The sequence below is a fragment of the Nocardioides litoris genome (assembly GCF_006346315.1).
Taxonomy (GTDB): domain Bacteria; phylum Actinomycetota; class Actinomycetes; order Propionibacteriales; family Nocardioidaceae; genus Nocardioides; species Nocardioides litoris.
The window spans coordinates 158,069-174,456 of the sequence record NZ_VDMR01000001.1; the positions used below are offsets into that span (position 1 = coordinate 158,069).

The following is a 16,388-nucleotide window of genomic DNA, read 5'->3' on the forward strand; positions in this document are numbered from 1 at the left end:
CGCGGTGAGCACCGGACCCCGGCCCGTCACGCCCGTCGGCATCGCCGCCGAGCTGCTGGCCGGGGTCGTCGAGCGCCTCGGGGATCCCGGGCTCGCCGACGCGCCCGACGACGTGCGCCGGGACGTGGCCCGGGCCCACGCGCTGGTCGCCGGCCTCGACGACTACGTCGCCCGCACCACCTCGCCCGCCTCGTCCGACCTCGACGCGCTCGAGCAGCGCACCCGCGAGGTCCCGTGGGGCGGCGGGCTGGAGCAGGAGATGCTGTCGGGGCACGTCGAGGGCGCCTTCCTGCGGATGCTGGTCGCGGTGACCGGCGCGCGGCAGGTGCTCGAGATCGGCATGTTCACCGGGTACGCCGCGCTCGCGATGGCCGAGGCCCTCCCCGCCGGCGGCCGGGTCGTCGCCTGCGAGGTGGACGAGCAGGCCGCCGCCGTCGCCCGCGAGGCGTTCGCCTCCGCGGCGGCGGGGGAGCGGGTCGAGGTGCGCATGGGTGACGCCCAGCAGACGCTGCGCGACCTGGCCGGCGCGGGCGACCGCTTCGACCTGGTCTTCCTCGACGCCGACAAGGCCGGCTACGCGGCGTACGTCGACGCGCTGCTCGACCTCGACCTGCTCGCCGACGGCGCGCTGGTCTGCGTCGACAACACCCTGATGCAGGGTGAGCCGTGGGCGGCCGGGGCGCCGTCGACCAACGGGCGGGCCATCGCCGACTTCAACGAGCGCCTCGCCGCCGACCCGCGGGTCGAGCAGGTGCTGCTGCCGGTCCGCGACGGCGTCACCCTGGTCCGGCGGGTCCCGTGAACCTCGGCCCCCGGCTCAAGAGCGTCGCGGCGATCGCGGCGCTCGAGGCGACGCTGCCGCTCAACCTGGCGCTGGTCGGGGCCGCGGTGCTGCGCCGGGGCCCGCTGCGCCGGGCCGAGCCGACGGGCCGCACGGTGCTGCTCAGCGGCGGCAAGATGAGCAAGGCCCTGGTGCTGGCGCGGCTGTTCCACGAGGCCGGGCACCGGGTCGTGCTCGTCGAGACCGCGCGCTACCGCTTCACCGCCCACCGCTTCTCCCGCGCGGTCGACGCCTTCCACGTCGTGCCCGACCCCTCCTCCCCGGAGTACGCCGACGCGCTGCTGCGCGTGGTCAAGGAGGAGGGCGTCGACGCCTGGGTGCCGGTGTCCAGCCCGGCCTCGAGCCTGCCCGAGGCGCAGGCGGCCGAGCTGCTCGACGGTCACTGCGAGGTGGTGCACCTGCCCACCGACGACCTGCGCCGCGTCGACGACAAGCACGCCTTCGCCGAGATGGCGGCCGAGGCCGGGCTGCCCGTCCCGGCCACCCACCGGATCACCGACCCGCAGCAGGTGCTCGACTTCGACTTCACCGCCCACCCGGGACCCTGGGTGCTCAAGTCGATCCCCTACGACCCGGTGCGCCGGCTCGACCTGACCCCGCTGCCGCGCCCGACGCCGGAGGAGACGGCGGCGTTCGTGTGCGACCTGCCGATCTCGCCCGAGCAGCCGTGGATCCTGCAGGAGCTGCTCGCCGGCACCGAGTGGTGCACCCACGGCACGGCCCGCGGCGGACGGCTGCAGGTGTGGGTCTGCTGCCGCTCCTCGGCCTGGCAGCTGACCTACGAGCAGGTCGAGCACCCGGCCATCCGGCAGTGGGTCGAGACCTTCGTGGCCCACCACGGCCTGACCGGCCAGGTGTCGTTCGACTTCATGGAGGCCCCCGACGGCACGATCCGGGCCATCGAGTGCAACCCGCGCACGCACTCCGCGATCACCCTGCTCGCCCACCGGCCCGAGGTCGCCGCGGCCTACCTCGACGACGACGCGACCCCCGACGGACCGGTCGAGCCGCCGGTGGGCGGGCGGCCGACGTACTGGCTGCACCACGAGCTCTGGCAGGCCCTGCGCCACCCCTCGACCGCCCCCGGCCGGGTGCGGACCGTCCTGCGGGGCACCGAGGCGGTGCTGAGCGGCCACGACCCGCTGCCGTTCCTCGCCCTGCACCACCTGCACCTGCCGTCGCTGCTCCTGGGCAACCTCCGGGCCGGCCGGCCCTGGCTCAAGATCGACGTCAACATCGGCAAGCTCGTCGAGCCGGCGGGAGACTGACGTGCGCGTGCTCCACCTGACCGGCTCGGCGGTCGACCCCCTCCTCGACGACGTCTCGCGGCTCTACGCCCGCGGCTGCCTCGACGCCCTGGCCCCGCTCGACGACCTCGAGCACGTGGTCGCCCACGTCTCGCCCGGCGGCGCGTGGCGCTTCCCCACCAGCCTCGACGACGCGAGCCTCGCGGCCGCGCCGCCGATGACCTTCGGCGAGGCCGTCACGCACCTCGAGGCGCTGCGGCCCGACGTCGCGCTGCCGCAGATGTTCTGCCGTCCCGGCATGACCGCCTACCGCGGGCTGCTGGAGCTGCTCGACATCCCCTACGTCGGCAACCGGCCCGAGGTGATGGCCGTCGGGGCCGACAAGCCTCGCGCCTCCGCCCTGGTCGCCGCGGCCGGCGTGAGCACGCCCGAGCGCCAGGTCGCGCGGCCGGGCGACCCGCTGCTGCTCGCGCTGCCCGTGGTCGTCAAGCCCGCCGACGCCGACAACTCCCTCGGTGTCACCCTCGTGCGCGACGCGGCGGCGTACGACGAGGCCGTGCGCGAGGCGTGCGGGCACGGCTCCGACGGCCGCGCCGTCGTCGAGACCTACGTCGAGCTGGGCCGCGAGGTCCGGTGCGCGGTCGTCGAGCGGGGGCCGGGCGACCTGGTGGCCCTGCCGCTGGAGGAGTACGCCGTCGACCCCGACACCAAGCCGGTGCGCGACCACGACGACAAGCTGCGCCGCGACGACGGCGGCGACCTCGGCCTGGTCGCCAAGGACGCCGAGCACGCCTGGATCGTCGACCCCGCCGACCCCGTGACCGCGCCGGTGCAGGCGGCCGCGCTCGCGGCGTACGACGCCCTCGGCTGCCGCCACCACGGGCTGTTCGACTTCCGGGTCGACCCCGACGGCGTCCCGTTCTTCCTCGAGGCCTCGCTCTACTGCTCCTTCGCGCCGACCTCGGTCGTCGTGGTGATGGCCGCTGCCGCCGGCACCACGCTGCCCGAGCTGTTCTGCACGTCCGTGGAGCGCGCCTGCCCGTCCCGCCCCCGATGCCCGTCCCGACCCGCGAGAGGTGACGCGATGACCACCACCCCGACCCTGACCACCGAGGTGCTCGACCCCGTCGGCGTGCGGGTGACCGGCCTGCAGGTCGCCGACGACCCGACCGCGCCGGTCGACGCGCTGCGCGGGCTGCTGGCCGAGCACGGCGTCGCCGTGCTGCCCGGGCAGGTGCTCGACGACGACGCGTTCCTGGCCTTCCTGCAGGGGTTCGGCGACCTGACGTTCACCCAGGGCGAGACCCCGCTCGAGGGCCACCCCGACCTCAACGTCATCAGCAACGTCGGTCGCTGGGACTCCGGCACCCCACCGAAGAGCAACTTCCACGTCGACACCAGCTACGTCCGCCGACCGCCGGCCTACACCGCGCTGCGGGCCGTGACCGTGCCCGAGCAGGGCGGGGCGACCCAGTTCACCAACCAGTACCGCGCCGCGGAGACCCTCCCTGACGACCTTCGCCGCCGCGTCGAGGGTCGCACGATCACCCACGTCGTCACCGGCGTCGAGCTCGGTCCCGACGACGAGTCCTCGGCCGACCACCCGATCCTGCGGCCGCACCCGGTGACCGGGCGCGAGACGTTGTTCCTCACCTCGCCGGCCCGCTGCGCGTCGGTGAGCGGGCTGTCGCAGGAGGAGTCCGACGAGCTCGTCGCGGCCCTGCTCGCCCACTCCACGCGGCCCGACAACACCCTCGACCACCGGTGGGCGCCCGGCGACCTCGTCATCTGGGACAACGGCTGCGTGCTCCACCGGGCCGACCACGCCGGCGTCGTCGGCGACCGCGTCATGCACCGTGGGATGGTCGGGTCCTACGCCTGACCCCCACGTCCCCCGCCCCGGAGGCCCCGTGACCACGCCGCCGCGCCACCTCGTCCTGGGCGACCCCCAGCACGGGGTTGCCCGGTTCGGCGCGCACATGGCCGAGGCCTGCGGGGCCGACGTGGTCCGCAGCGCCGAGGCCCTGGCCACCGGGGAGCCTGTCCACCTGCACCTGACCGACCGGCTGCTGGCCCGCACCTCCGCCGACGCGGCCGCGGTCGTCGAGCTCCTCGCCCAGGGGCACCGGCTCACGGTCACCCTCCACGACGTCCCGCAGCCCACCGACGGGCCCTCGTTCGAGGCCCGCGCGGCGGCGTACGCCCGGATCGTGGCGGCCGCCCACGCCTGGGCCGTCTGCTCCCACCACGAGCGGGCGCTGGTCGAGCGCTGGTGCTCCCCGGGCACGCCGGGCGAGGTGCTGCCCCTGCCCGTGCCCGACCGCGCGGGCCCGGCCGAGACGGTGCCGCTGCACCTCGAGCCCGTGCTCGGGGTCTTCGGGTTCGTCTACCCGGGCAAGGGCCACCGGCAGGTCGTGCGGGCCGCGGCCGCCCTGCGCCGCGCCGGGGTGCCCGCACGGGTGCTGGCCGCGGGCGCGCCCGCGGCGGGGCACGACGACGACGTCGAGGACCTGCGTGCGCTGGCCGAGGTGCGGGGCGTGCCGCTCGAGGTGACCGGGCGGCTGCCCGACGACGAGCTCGTCGACGTGCTGCGCTCGGTCGCGGTGCCCGTCCTGGCCCACCGCAACGTCTCCGCCTCCGGCAGCCTCACCGACTGGCTCTCCGCCGGCCGCCGCCCGCTCGTGCGCGACGGCGTCTACGCCCGCGAGATGGCCGCGCTGCGGCCCGGCACGGCCACCCTGTTCACCGACGACCGGCTGGCCGACGCCGCCCTCGACGCGCTGCGCCGGCCCGCGTCGACGTGGCTGGCCCGCGACGTCGACCTGCGGCCGTTCCTCGACGACACCGTCCGTGGGTACCTGGCCTGGTGGACCCGCTGACCACTCCCTCCGCTCCTCCGTTCGGCTTCCCGGTCCCCGGCAACCGCTGGGACCTCGCCGGACCGCCGGCGCCCGACCTGCGGGTGTCCGTGGTCGTGTGCCACTACGAGCAGCCCGCCGAGCTCGCCCGCACCCTGGCCGCGCTGGGGGAGCAGACCCGGCCGCCCGACGAGGTCGTGGTGACCGACGACGGGTCGGCCGTCGCACCGTCCGTGCCGGCCGGCGTCCGGCTGGTGCGGCAGGAGGACCGCGGCTTCCGCGCGGCCGCCGCCCGCAACCTCGGCGTCGCCGCCTCCACCGGCGACGTGGTGGTGCTGCTCGACGCCGACACGACGCCCGAGCCGGGGTTCGTCGAGGCCATGGTCGACCTGCCCGCGCGCGTGCCCGAGGCCCTCGTCGTCGGCCGCCGGCGGCACGCCGACCTGTCCGGCGACGGCCGCGTGCTGCCCGAGCCGGCCTGGCTCGCGTCGGCGTACGACGAGACGCGCGACCTGCTCGACGCCGACCACGCCTCCCACCGGTTCGTCATCTCCGCCGTGCTCGCCTGCACCCGGTGGTGGTGGGACCTGCTCGGCGGCTGCGACGAGACCTTCACCTCCTACGGCGGCGAGGACTGGGAGCTGGCCGCCCGCTCGTGGCTCGCCGGCGGCGTGCTCGCCCACCGCCGCGACGCGGTGGCCTGGCACGACGGGCCCGACGCGGCGGGCCGCGCGGCCGACCCGTCGGTCAAGCGCGCGGAGACGGTGGGCGTCGCGGACCGGGTCGGCCTGCCGCGCACGGCGTGGCGTGGGCTGCTCCGCGGTCCCGCCGACGTGGTGGTCACGCTGCCGGCCGGTCTCGACGACGGGGCGGTGCTGGCCACCGTCGACAGCCTGCTCGCCGCGGTGCCGACGGCGCGGGTGCGGCTCTCGTCGCCCCACCGCGCGTTGGTGGGCGACGACCCGCGGGTCCTCGACCTCGACGCACCGCTCGACGGCGCTCGGCTGCACCTGGCGCTCACCACGGGCGCGCTGGGCTCGGCCGAGGCCTGGCGGACCGCGCTGTCCTCGCTCGACGGCTCGGCGACCGACGGCGCGGGTCGGCGCGACCTCGGTGTCGGTGAGCTCGTCGACCTCCGGCTCGCCCGGCGCGCCGGGCGGTGGTCCCACCCCCACCTCTGCCCGCCCCACCCCGACCCCGAGCGGTCGCTGACCCCCTGGGACCCCGGCCGGCACTCGCTCGAGGCCTGGCTGGGCGGCTGGGCGCCGTGACCGCGTCCGCGACCCGGGTGCGGCCCCGGCTGGTCGTGCTCGGCAACTGCCAGGCCGAGTCCCACCGGCTGCTGCTCGACGCGGGCGACCTCGAGTCCGAGCGCCTGCCCGCCGTGCATGAGCTCACGCCCGCCGACGTCGAGCCGCTGCGCGCGCTGCTGCGCCGCACCGACCTCCTCCTCACCCAGCCCGTCGCCGACGACTACCGCGGCCTGCCCGTCGGCACCGACCAGCTCCGCGAGCACCTGCCGGCCTCGGCCCGCGTCGCGCTGGTGCCGAGCGTGCGGTACGCCGGCCTGCACCCCTTCCACCTGCTCGTCCACCCGCCCGGGCTCGAGCAGCCCGACCCGCCCGTGGTGCCCTACCACGACGTCCGCACCGTCCTCGCCGCCGCCGGCCGCCCCGTCGACCCCGCCTGGCGGTTGTCGCCCGACGCGGTCCGCGCCGTCGCCGCGGCCTCGGTCGCCGAGCTGCAGCGCCGCGAGGTCCGCCACGGCACCGTGGTCGTCCACGACCTCCTGGTCCGGCCCACGGCCGACTCGATGCGCACCATCAACCACCCCGGCAACACCGTCCTCGAGCCGCTCGCCGCCCGGCTGCGGGCCGCCCTCGGCCTCCCGCCCGCCCCACCCGGCGTACGCCGTCCGCTGCTCGCCGGCATCCACGCCCCGCTCCTGCCCGAGGTCGTCGCGGCCCACGGCCTCGCCGCCACCCCCACCACCGCCTGGACCATCGAGGGTCGCACCGTGGCCGTCGACGAGGCCGCGGCCGCCCACCTCGCGTGGTACGCCGCCCGCCCCGAGATGCTCGCCGCCGCCCTCGAGCGCGCCGCGCCCGTCGTACGGCTGCTTGGGCTGGGGTGACCCCGGCTCCCCAGGCCCCGCCGACCCTGGGGTCGGCTCGGGGTGGGGGTGAGGTGGCGACGTCCTGGGCCGCGGGTCCGGTCGCCAGGTCACCGCTGCTGGGGGTCGGCTGGGGGTCGGCTCGGGGTGGGGGTGAGGTGGCGACGTCCTGGGCCGCGGGTCCGGTCGCCAGGTCACCGCTGCTGGGGGTCGGCTCGGGGTGGGGGTGAGGTGGCGACGTCCTGGGCCGCGGGTCCGGTCGCCAGGTCACCGCTGCGACCAACCCGCACGACGTCGCTCGCCCCGCGACCTGGCCGCCCGACCTGCGAGGATCGCCCCGTGCAGGCCGCCCCCCTCGACCGCGTGCAGCAGCGGAGCCGCCGGAGCCTGCGCGAGCGCCTGCAGCGGTTCCGCGACAAGCGGTGGCAGATCGCCCAGTGCGCGGTGGCGGCGGGGGTGGCGTGGTTCATCGCGCGCGACCTGCTCGGCCACGACGTGCCGGTCTTCGCGCCGATCGCGGCGGTGGTCAGCCTCGGCACGTCGTACGCCCAGCGCCTGCGGCGGGTCGCCGAGGTCACCGCGGGGGTGGCCATCGGGGTCTTCCTGGGCGACCTGCTGGTCGCGCTGCTCGGGTCGGGCGCCTGGCAGATCGCGCTCATCGTCGGGCTGGCCATGACGGCGGCGGTGATGCTCGACGCGGGCACGCTCTTCGTCAACCAGGCCGCCATCCAGAGCCTGTTCGTCGCGGCCCTGGTGCCCACGACCGGCGACTCCCTCCTGCGCTGGACCGACGCGCTCGTCGGGGGAGCGGTCGCGCTCGTCGCGGCGACCGTCGTGCCCGCCGCGCCCCTGCGCCGACCGCGGGAGCAGGCCGGCGCGGTGCTGGAGAAGGTCGCCGAGCTGCTCCGCTCGGCCGGCCAGGTCATGGTCGACGGCGACGCCGACCGCGGGCTCGACCTGCTCGCCGACGCCCGCGCGACCGACCAGCTCGTCCGTCGTCTCCAGGCCGCCGCCGACGAGGGCATGGCCGTCGTCGCGAGCTCGCCGTTCCGCGTGCGCCACCGCCCCGGCATCCGGCGCATGAACGAGCTCGTCGAGCCGCTCGACCGCGCCCTGCGCAGCACCCGTGTGCTGGTCCGCCAGGTCGCGGTCGGCGCCTACCGCCGCCGGCCCTTCCCCGCGTCGTACGCCGCCCTGGTCGACGACCTCGCCGACGCCGTCCTCGAGGTGGTGGCCGAGCTCGACGCCGACCGGATGCCGGCCGCCGTGCGCGAGCGGCTCGTCGATCTCGGCCACGCCACCTCGCGTGTCGGCCGCGCCGAGGAGATGAACGCCGAGGTCGTGCTCGTGCAGGTGCGCTCCGTCATCGCCGACCTGCTCATGCTCACCGGCCTCGGCAGCCTCGAGGCCACCGACGCCCTCCCGCCGCCGCCCCGCTGACCCGGGTCGGCCACCCCGCCTGACCTGCACCGATGCCCCCCGTGCGGGTGGAGGTGCACGGGTGCGATGGACGTTATGTTCGATTCGTCACCGTCGGACGACTCACGCAGCTCGGATGCCGGAGACGTCAGGTCCGGGCGTGATGGCGCTGTCCGCCCGGCTCGTCTGAGGCCCTGCCGTTGCTCCCCCGCCGGCGGGGTCTCAGTCGTTGTGCGCCACCCCCACCCCCCGAACGAGGCACCGTGCCCGGACCACCCACCCTCCGCCGCCCCCGCGTCCTGGCGATCGTGCAGGCCGGCGGCGCCGGCTCGCGCATGGACGTGCTGACCCGCGAGCGCGCCAAGCCGGCGCTGCCGTTCGCCGGCACCTACCAGCTCGTCGACTTCCCCCTGTCCAACCTCGCGCACAGCGGCGTGCAGGACGTGTGGCTCTCGGTGCAGTTCCAGGCCGCGACGCTCGCCGAGCAGGTCGCCAACGGGCGGCCGTGGAACCTGGACCGCAACGACGGCGGACTGCGCCTCCTCATGCCCCAGCAGGGCACCGGGAGCCTCGACGAGGACGGGTTCGCCACCGGCAACGCCGACGAGCTCTACCGCATCCGCGACCAGGTGCAGGCCTTCGCGCCCGACGTGCTGCTGGTGCTCAGCGCTGACCACGTCTACCGGCTCGACCTCGCCGAGGTGGTCGACGGCCACCTGGCCTCCGGCGCCGAGTGCACCGTCGTCACGTCCACCGTGCCGATCGAGGAGGCGGGCGACCACGCGGTCGTCGAGGTCGACGCCGACGGCCGGGTGACCGGCTTCGCCCACAAGCCCGACCACCCGACGAGCGGGCTCGTCGCGACCGAGGTCTTCGCCCACGACCCCGCCGTCCTCGTCCCGGTGCTCGAGGAGCTCCACCGCGAGCTCGGGGCCGGCGCCGAGCCGGGCGACACCGGGCTCGGCGACTTCGGCGAGCACCTGCTGCCGCGCCTGGTCGCCCGTGGCCGCACCCGCCAGCACGACCTGCCCGGCTACTGGCGCGACCTCGGCCAGCCCCACCTGTACCTGCGCGCCCACCGCGACGTCCTCCTCGACGGCGCCGGGGTCCTCGACGTGCCCGGGTGGCCCATCCTCAGCCACCAGCCCCAGCGGGCCCCGGCGCGGGTGCTGGCCGGCGCCGAGGTCGTCGACAGCCTGGTCAGCCCGGGCGCGACGGTCGCGGGCGTCGTACGACGCAGCGTGCTCGGTCCTGGCGCGGTGGTCGAGGCGGGGGCCGAGGTGGTCGACGCGGTCGTCTTCGCCGACTCCGTCGTGCGGGCCGGCGCCTCGGTGCACCGGGCCGTCGTCGACACCCGCTGCGAGATCGGTCCCGACGCCCGTGTCGGCGGCCCGGAGGCCGACCTCGACGACCCCGACGCCATCACGCTCGTCGGGCGGGGGAGCCACGTGCCTGCGGGCGCGGTGGTCCCCGCCGGTGGCCGCCTCGAGCCCGGCACCGGTTGGAAGGCGGAGCCTGTCACCTGATCGGCCGGTCCGAGCCTCGGACGGTGGCACCAAGGTCACTCGACAAGGTAGACATAGGACACGTCGCCGCGACCGTGCACCCGGTCGCGGCGACGTACGTCGTCAGGGCGTCGGCAGGGCGTCAGGCCGGGCAGGTCGCCTGCAGGTAGGCGTCGAGGTCCGCGCCGTCGGCCTCGACGTCGGTGGGTCCCTCGGTCGGGCCGCCGGCCTCGCCGAGCGAGCCCGCCACGAGCTGCCGCAGGCTGGCCATGCCGCCGTCGGAGAGGCCCAGCGGCTGTCCCTCGGCGAGCAGGGCCTGGCCGGCCTCGACCAGCACGGTGGCCTGGGCGTCCTCGGGGGTGGCGACGAAGCGGGTGCTGGCCTCGGTGAAGGTCCGGAACGACCGGCACCACGTCTCCGGGTCGGGTCGCACCGCCGAGGTCGGTGTCGCGAGCGAGGCCCCGGAGGTGCTCGGCTCGGGCGTGCCGGTGCCGGGGCCGGTCTCCGGGTCGCCCCGGCCGCCGATGCCCAGCAGGACCAGGACCACCGCGACCACGAGGGTCAGGGGGACCAGTGCCGTCGCCGCGCGTCGCGCCGCACCTGCCCCACCAGCCACGCCGTCGAGGTTAGCCAGCCCCTACTCGTAGGTCTGGGTGGGCGCCGCGGTCTCCTCGACCGCCGTGGCGCTGATCACGGGCGCGCCGGTGCCGGCGCCGCCCGTGCCGGACCGGTAGGTACCGGTCACGTCGACCCACTGGTCACGCTCGGGCCGGTCGGCCCCCTCGACCTCCACCCGGTAGGACGTCGCGTCGGCGGCGCAGCACCCGATCGCCATCCGGGTGACGTACCAGCCGCCGTCCTGGTCGTAGGAGACGAACCCGCTCAGCTCGACCGGGCGGTCCTCGAGGGTCTGCCCGCCCTCCTGGGCGCGCCAGATGAACTCGGTGACCTCGACCGGCACGACCTCGTCGGGCGAGCCCGACAGGTCGGAGAACGACGCCGGGGTGGCCACGACGGGCGTCTCGTCGGAACGCCGCTCGGCGAGGTAGGACCCCAGCTGCGGCGGGCTGATGACGAAGGTGACGAGGCCGGGCAGGACCAGCAGCCAGGTCACGACCGGCACCGGGCCGTGGCCGTGCCCGTCGCCGCCGTCCCCGTGGCCGTCCCCGTCGCCGTGGTCGTCACCGGGGTCGTGGGGGGCCAGGACCAGCCCGACCGCCAGGAGCACGAGCACCACGCCGCTGACCAGCAGCGGCCACTTCATCCACGGCGTCACGTAGCGCAGGTAGGCGTCGCTGAGCGCGAGCCGCACGAGGACCGCGCCGAGGAAGGCCATCAGCAGGCCCTGCGTCGGGCGGGTCAGGGTGCCGCCGGCCAGGCGCCGTCGCAGCCCGTTCACAGCAGCCACCAGCCCACCCCGACGGCGGAGAGCATGGCGGTGAGGATCACGACCGGCACGAACTGCCGGGCGAACGGCACGCCGAAGGTGCCCGCCTCCATGCTGGCCAACTTGACGTCCATCGCCGGGCCGACCACGAGGAAGACGAGCTTGGCGGTGTCGGAGAACGCCGTGAGGCTGGCCGCGACGAACGCGTCGGACTCCGAGCACAGTGCGACCAGGAAGGCGAACAGCGCCAGCGTCACCACGCCGAGCACGGCCTGGCCGGCGACGGAGTCGACGATCGCGCGGGGCACGAAGGTGTTGATCGCCGCGGCCAGCATCGCGCCGATGACGAGGAAGCCGGAGGCGTGCAGGAAGTCGTGGCGCACGGTCTCGACGAACTTCTCGCGCTTGGTCATGCCCTCGCCGAACTCGGCGATGCGCTGGGCGATCGGCAGCCGGTCACCGCGCGAGAGCACCCACCAGCCGACGAGCACCGCGGTGGTCAGCGAGGCGAGGAACCGCGCCAGCACCATCTCCGGCTGGCCCGGGAACGCGACCGCCGTGGAGACCAGCACCGCCGGGTTGATCGCGGGCGCGGCGAGCAGGAACGTCATCGCCACGGCCGGCGCGACGCCGCGTCGTACGAGGCTGCCGGCGATCGGCACGGCCGCGCACTCGCACCCGGGCAGCGCGACGCCGGCAGCGCCGGCCACCGGCACGCCGAGCACGGGCCGCGTGGGCAGCACCTTCTTCAGCAGGTCGTCGGAGAGCAGCGCCGCGATGACGGCCGAGAGCAGCACGCCCACGAGCAGGAACGGCGTCGACTGCACGACGATCGCCACGAAGATCGTCGACCAGGTCGACAGCGACGGGTGGTCGAGCAGCGGCACCAGCCAGCGGCCGCCGACGAGCACCAGCAAGATGGCGACAGCGACGAGCTCGACCTGGCCGACGGCCCGCCGGCGGGGCCGCTCGGGTGGCGCGGCCGCCCGGGCGGACGACGCGGACGAGGTGGAAGGGGACACGAGGCGTTAGTGAACATCATTATCGGACGCGACGCGAGCGTCGTCGCCGTCCGTCCCCCGGCCGTGACCTGGGAGTAACGTGGACGTCGTGAACGACCAGGCCGCCACCCGCCCCGCCGGCACGCGGTCGACCCGGCAGAAGCGCGCCGTCGAGGCGGCGCTCAGCTCCTCCGGTGACTTCCGCACGGCGCAGGAGATCCACGACGCCCTGCGCCGCGACGGCGAGTCGGTCGGCCTGGCCACCGTCTACCGCACCCTGCAGACCCTCACCGACCTCGGCGAGGTCGACGTCGTCAAGACCGACGGCGGCGAGGCGGTCTACCGTCGCTGCAGCCCCACCCACCACCACCACCTCGTGTGCCGCCAGTGCGGCCGCACCGTCGAGATCGCCGGCCCCGCCGTCGAGCGGTGGGCCTCGGCGCAGGCCGCCGAGCACGGGTACGCCGACGTCTCCCACACCGTCGAGCTCTTCGGCACCTGCCCGGAGTGCCAGAAGGCCCTCACCTCCTCCTGACGCTGCGGCCCGAGACAGGACTCCGTCCTTCCTCGACCACCGTGTGCTCGCCTCCGCGGTCGACCGTGCCCCACGGTGGTGACGGTGCTCGCGCCCGACCGGGCCGCACGGTGGTCGAGGAAGGCGCCCTGGCGCCTGTCTCGAGACCACTCCCAGCCGCCGCGGTCTGGAGGCACTCCCGTGTCGCCGAGGCACCCCTCCGGCCGCCGGGGTGAGCAGGGGCGGCGCCGCGCGGTGACATCGTGCCGCCGTGGGACCTGACACCTCGACCGAGACCGACGTCGTGGTCGTCGGCGCGGGCCTGGCGGGCCTGCGCTGCGCGCTCGCCCTGCACGAGGGCGGCTACGACGTCACCGTGCTCGAGGCCGCCGACGCGGTGGGCGGGCGCATCCGCACCGACGTCGTCGACGGGTTCCGGGCCGACCGCGGGTTCCAGCTGCTCAACCCCGCCTACCCCGCCCTGGCCGGCTGCGTCGACGTCGACGCGCTGCACCTGCAGTCCTTCGCCGCCGGTGTCACCGCGCTGACCGACGACGGTCCGCGCCGCCTCGCCCACCCGCTGCGCGAGCCGCGACTCGTCCCGACCACCCTCGCGACCGGCGTACGACGACCGGGCGAGCTGGCCGCGGTGGCCCGGTGGCTGCGGCCGCTGCTCACCCCGCGGCCGCGGCGCACGCTGTCGCAGGTCCTCGACGGGCGGACGCAGCGCAGCCGCGCCGAGGCCCTCGACCGGGCCGGCGTCGACGGGCTGCTGCGCCGCGTGCTCGACCGGTTCCTGGCCGGGGTGCTGCTCGAGGACGGGGGCTCGACGGCCGACGACTACGCCCAGGTCCTGGTCTGGATGTTCGCCAAGGGCGTGCCGGGCCTGCCCCGCGACGGCATGCAGGCCCTGCCCGAGCAGCTCGCGGCCCGCCTCGCCGGCCGGGTGCGCACCGGCGCCCCGGTCGAGGCGGTCGACGGCACCACCGTGCACGCCGGCGGCACGGCCCACGCCGCCCGCGCGGTGGTCGTCGCCACCGGCGGTCCCGAGGCGGCCGGCCTGGTCGGGGTGCCGGCACCGGTGACCAAGGGCGTCGTCACCACCTGGTGGGCGGCCGACGACGCGCCCCGCACCGGCGGGCTCCTGCACGTCGACGGCCGCACCCGCGTCGGTGGCCCGGTGGTCAACTGCGCCGTCGTGTCCGACGCCGCCCCGAGCTACGCCCCGCGCGGGCGCCGCCTGCTGCAGGCCTCGGCGCTGCTCGGGCCCGACCGGGTGCCGACCGAGGCCGACGTCCGCCGCCACACCTCCGAGCTCCTCGGCGTCCCGCTCGCCGAGGCCGCGCGCTGGGAGGTGCTGGTGCGCCACGAGGTCCCGCACGCCCTCCCGGCCCAGCCGGCGCCGTACACCGCGACCAAGCCGGTCGACCTCGGCGACGGCCGGTTCGTCTGCGGCGACCACCGCGACACCGGCTCCATCCAGGGCGCCCTGGTCAGCGGCCGCCGCACCGCCGCCGCGGTGGCGGCCCGGCTGGGCTGAGGCCGTGACCGCCTTCGCGCTGGCGGCCGCGCTGCACGCGGGCTTCCAGCTCACGGTGACCGTGCTGGTCTACCCCGCGCTCGCCGAGGTGCCCGCCGACGGCTGGGCGCGCGCCCACGACCGGCACTCGCGCCGCATCGCGCCCGTCGTCGGCCTCGTGTACGCCGCCCTGCTGGTCGCCGGGGTGGTCGCGGTGCTGGAGGGGCCCGGCGTCCTGGGCTGGGTCGGGCTCGCGGCGACGGCGGTCGCCCTGGGGGTGACCGCGACCCTGGCCGCGCCGATCCACGGCCGCCTCGGGCAGCGGGGCGCCGGTGACGACCGACTGGTGCGGCGGCTGCTCGTGGTCGACCGGGTGCGCTGCGCCGGGGCGGTCGTCGGGGCCGTGGCTGCCGCGCTGGCCGTCCTGGGCTGAGCACGGCCTGACCCCTCCGGATGTCCCGCCCACGCCGTGGGTCGGCCACGATCGGGCCCGTGACCAGCAACGGGGGCAGCAACGAGGTCGTGGTGGTCGGCGCGGGCATCTCGGGGGTCGCCTGCGCCCGCGAGCTGGTGGCGGGTGGGGTGCCGGTGCGGCTGCACGACCGCGGCCGCAAGGTCGGGGGCCGGATGGCCTCGCGCCGTCTCGACGGCCGCCCGGTCGACACCGGCGCGTCGTACTTCACCGTCGGTGACGACGACTTCGCCGCTGTGGTCGACGACTGGCGCGAGCGCGGCCTGGCCACCCCCTGGACCGACACCTTCCACGTCCTGGCGCCGGGCGCGGAGCCGGAGGCCAAGTCCGGCCCGGTCCGCTGGGGCGCGCCGGGCGGCCTCCGCTCGCTGGTCGAGGACCTCGCCCGCGACCTCGACGTCCACCACGGCGAGCTCGACCGGGCGCCCGACGACGGCGCCGCGCTCGTGCTGGCCATGCCCGACCCGCAGGCCGTGCGCCTGCTGGGCGACGACCACCCCGACGTACGACGCCGCCTGGACCGGCCGTGGGAGCCGGTGCTCGCGCTGGCCGCCCGCTGGCCCGAGCGGGCGTGGTCCTTCGACGGCGCGTTCGTGCACGACGACCCGGTGCTGGAGTGGGTCGCCGACGACGGCCGCCGCCGCGGCGACGGTGCCCCGGTGCTGGTCGCCCACTCGACCCCGGCCTTCGCCGAGCCCCACCTGGCAGACCCGCAGGCCGCGGCCGGCCCGATGACCGAGGCCCTGTGCGCGCTGCTCGACCTGCCGGCGCCGACGTCGACCCACCTCCACCGCTGGTCGCTGGCCAAGCCGGCGGGCGAGCGCGAGGACCCCTTCCTGCTCGTCGAGTCCGACGGCCGGGCGGTCGGGGTGTGCGGCGACGCGTGGGGGCCGACCTCGAAGGTCGAGACGGCGTGGCTCTCGGGCCGGGCGCTCGGCCGGGCGCTGGTCGACCGCCTCGCCTAGGGACTCGTCCTGGTGCCGCCACCCCGCGGGGTGCGGACGGACCCCGTCGCTCCGCTGCACCCTCGAAGCACTGGTCCCGCCACTCGAGGAAAGGGTGACGACGTGCCCGTCGTGGAGCGCACGATCGCCGTCGACCGGCCTCCCGAGGTCGTCTTCCGGTTCCTTGCCGACTTCACCACCACCGAGGAGTGGGACCCGCCGACGGTCTCCACGGAGCGCACCGGGGGCGACGGCGGCGTGGGCACGACCTACCACAACGTGGCCAAGTTCCTCGGGCGTCGCACCGAGGTCGACTACGTGGTCACCGACTACGTCGAGGGCCGCCGGTTGTGCCTGCACGGCGCCGCCATGGGCCTGCGGATGGTCGACACCATCACGGTCGAGCCCACCACCGACGGTGGAAGCGTGGTGACCTACGAGGCCCGCTTCACGCCGGAGGCCGAGGACGACCCGGTCACGCTGCCGTCGATGGCGAGCCTGGGCGACTTCCTGGCCGAGAGCCTGCGCGACTCGCTCGAGCACCTGCCCTCGGCGGTCTGAGGGCCCG

The 16,388-nt window shown here is 76.2% G+C and carries 16 protein-coding genes; 13 read left to right on the forward strand and 3 right to left on the reverse strand.

The window, feature by feature from the left end; all coding sequences use genetic code 11:
* The first annotated feature begins 4 nt into the window (after positions 1-4).
* The 8 genes from FJQ57_RS00785 to FJQ57_RS00820 all read left to right on the forward strand — a co-directional run bounded on the left by FJQ57_RS00785 (position 5) and on the right by FJQ57_RS00820 (position 10,004).
* Complete coding sequence (locus FJQ57_RS00785) at positions 5-802, forward strand: O-methyltransferase (RefSeq protein WP_211348706.1); 798 nt, start codon at positions 5-7, stop codon at positions 800-802.
* Complete coding sequence (locus tag FJQ57_RS00790) at positions 799-2,109, forward strand: ATP-grasp domain-containing protein (protein WP_139977362.1); 1,311 nt, start codon at positions 799-801, stop codon at positions 2,107-2,109. The genes FJQ57_RS00785 and FJQ57_RS00790 overlap by 4 nt, the downstream gene beginning before the upstream one ends.
* Position 2,110: 1 nt before the next feature.
* Positions 2,111-3,970: a TauD/TfdA family dioxygenase gene (locus tag FJQ57_RS22825; RefSeq protein ID WP_211348707.1), complete on the forward strand. Its 1,860-nt coding sequence runs from the start codon at positions 2,111-2,113 to the stop codon at positions 3,968-3,970.
* A gap of 28 nt (positions 3,971-3,998) precedes the next feature.
* Complete coding sequence (locus FJQ57_RS22130; RefSeq protein WP_170219207.1) at positions 3,999-4,967, forward strand: glycosyltransferase family protein; 969 nt, start codon at positions 3,999-4,001, stop codon at positions 4,965-4,967.
* Complete coding sequence (locus FJQ57_RS00805; protein ID WP_170219208.1) at positions 4,955-6,217, forward strand: glycosyltransferase; 1,263 nt, start codon at positions 4,955-4,957, stop codon at positions 6,215-6,217. The genes FJQ57_RS22130 and FJQ57_RS00805 overlap by 13 nt, the downstream gene beginning before the upstream one ends.
* The gene (locus FJQ57_RS00810) at positions 6,214-7,080 is read left to right on the forward strand and encodes a WcbI family polysaccharide biosynthesis putative acetyltransferase (protein WP_139977364.1); all 867 of its coding nucleotides are present in this window, start codon (positions 6,214-6,216) and stop codon (positions 7,078-7,080) included. The genes FJQ57_RS00805 and FJQ57_RS00810 overlap by 4 nt, the downstream gene beginning before the upstream one ends.
* 318 nt (positions 7,081-7,398) lie before the next feature.
* Positions 7,399-8,499: an FUSC family protein gene (locus tag FJQ57_RS00815; RefSeq protein WP_139977365.1), complete on the forward strand. Its 1,101-nt coding sequence runs from the start codon at positions 7,399-7,401 to the stop codon at positions 8,497-8,499.
* 242 nt (positions 8,500-8,741) lie between these two features.
* Positions 8,742-10,004 carry a glucose-1-phosphate adenylyltransferase family protein gene (locus FJQ57_RS00820; RefSeq protein ID WP_211348708.1) on the forward strand — a complete coding sequence of 421 codons (1,263 nt, stop codon included), beginning with the start codon at positions 8,742-8,744 and terminating at the stop codon, positions 10,002-10,004.
* Between the two features lie 121 nt (positions 10,005-10,125).
* Here the strand turns inward: FJQ57_RS00820 and FJQ57_RS00825 are convergent, their stop codons facing one another.
* The 3 genes from FJQ57_RS00825 to FJQ57_RS00835 are packed head-to-tail and all read right to left on the reverse strand — an operon-like array spanning position 10,126 to position 12,392.
* Entirely contained in the window at positions 10,126-10,599 is a 474-nt protein-coding gene (locus tag FJQ57_RS00825) for a hypothetical protein (protein WP_139977366.1), read from the reverse strand.
* A gap of 21 nt (positions 10,600-10,620) precedes the next feature.
* Positions 10,621-11,391, reverse strand: a complete 771-nt coding sequence (locus FJQ57_RS00830; RefSeq protein ID WP_139977367.1) for a TIGR03943 family putative permease subunit — start codon at positions 11,389-11,391, stop codon at positions 10,621-10,623.
* Complete coding sequence (locus tag FJQ57_RS00835; RefSeq protein ID WP_139977368.1) at positions 11,379-12,392, reverse strand: permease; 1,014 nt, start codon at positions 12,390-12,392, stop codon at positions 11,379-11,381. The genes FJQ57_RS00830 and FJQ57_RS00835 overlap by 13 nt, the downstream gene beginning before the upstream one ends.
* A gap of 88 nt (positions 12,393-12,480) precedes the next feature.
* Here FJQ57_RS00835 and FJQ57_RS00840 point away from each other — a divergent pair, with 88 nt between their 5' ends.
* From FJQ57_RS00840 to FJQ57_RS00860, 5 genes are all read left to right on the forward strand, one after another.
* Positions 12,481-12,906 (forward strand): Fur family transcriptional regulator, encoded by a 426-nt coding sequence (locus tag FJQ57_RS00840; RefSeq protein WP_139977369.1) that lies wholly within the window; start codon positions 12,481-12,483, stop codon positions 12,904-12,906.
* A gap of 250 nt (positions 12,907-13,156) precedes the next feature.
* Entirely contained in the window at positions 13,157-14,425 is a 1,269-nt protein-coding gene (locus FJQ57_RS00845; RefSeq protein ID WP_139977370.1) for a flavin monoamine oxidase family protein, read from the forward strand.
* Positions 14,426-14,429: 4 nt separating this feature from the next.
* Entirely contained in the window at positions 14,430-14,837 is a 408-nt protein-coding gene (locus FJQ57_RS00850) for a DUF1772 domain-containing protein (RefSeq protein WP_139977371.1), read from the forward strand.
* 59 nt (positions 14,838-14,896) lie between these two features.
* Complete coding sequence (locus FJQ57_RS23490; protein WP_281284209.1) at positions 14,897-15,841, forward strand: NAD(P)/FAD-dependent oxidoreductase; 945 nt, start codon at positions 14,897-14,899, stop codon at positions 15,839-15,841.
* A gap of 102 nt (positions 15,842-15,943) precedes the next feature.
* Positions 15,944-16,381, forward strand: a complete 438-nt coding sequence (locus FJQ57_RS00860) for an SRPBCC family protein (RefSeq protein ID WP_170219209.1) — start codon at positions 15,944-15,946, stop codon at positions 16,379-16,381.
* The last annotated feature ends 7 nt before the right edge of the window (positions 16,382-16,388 follow it).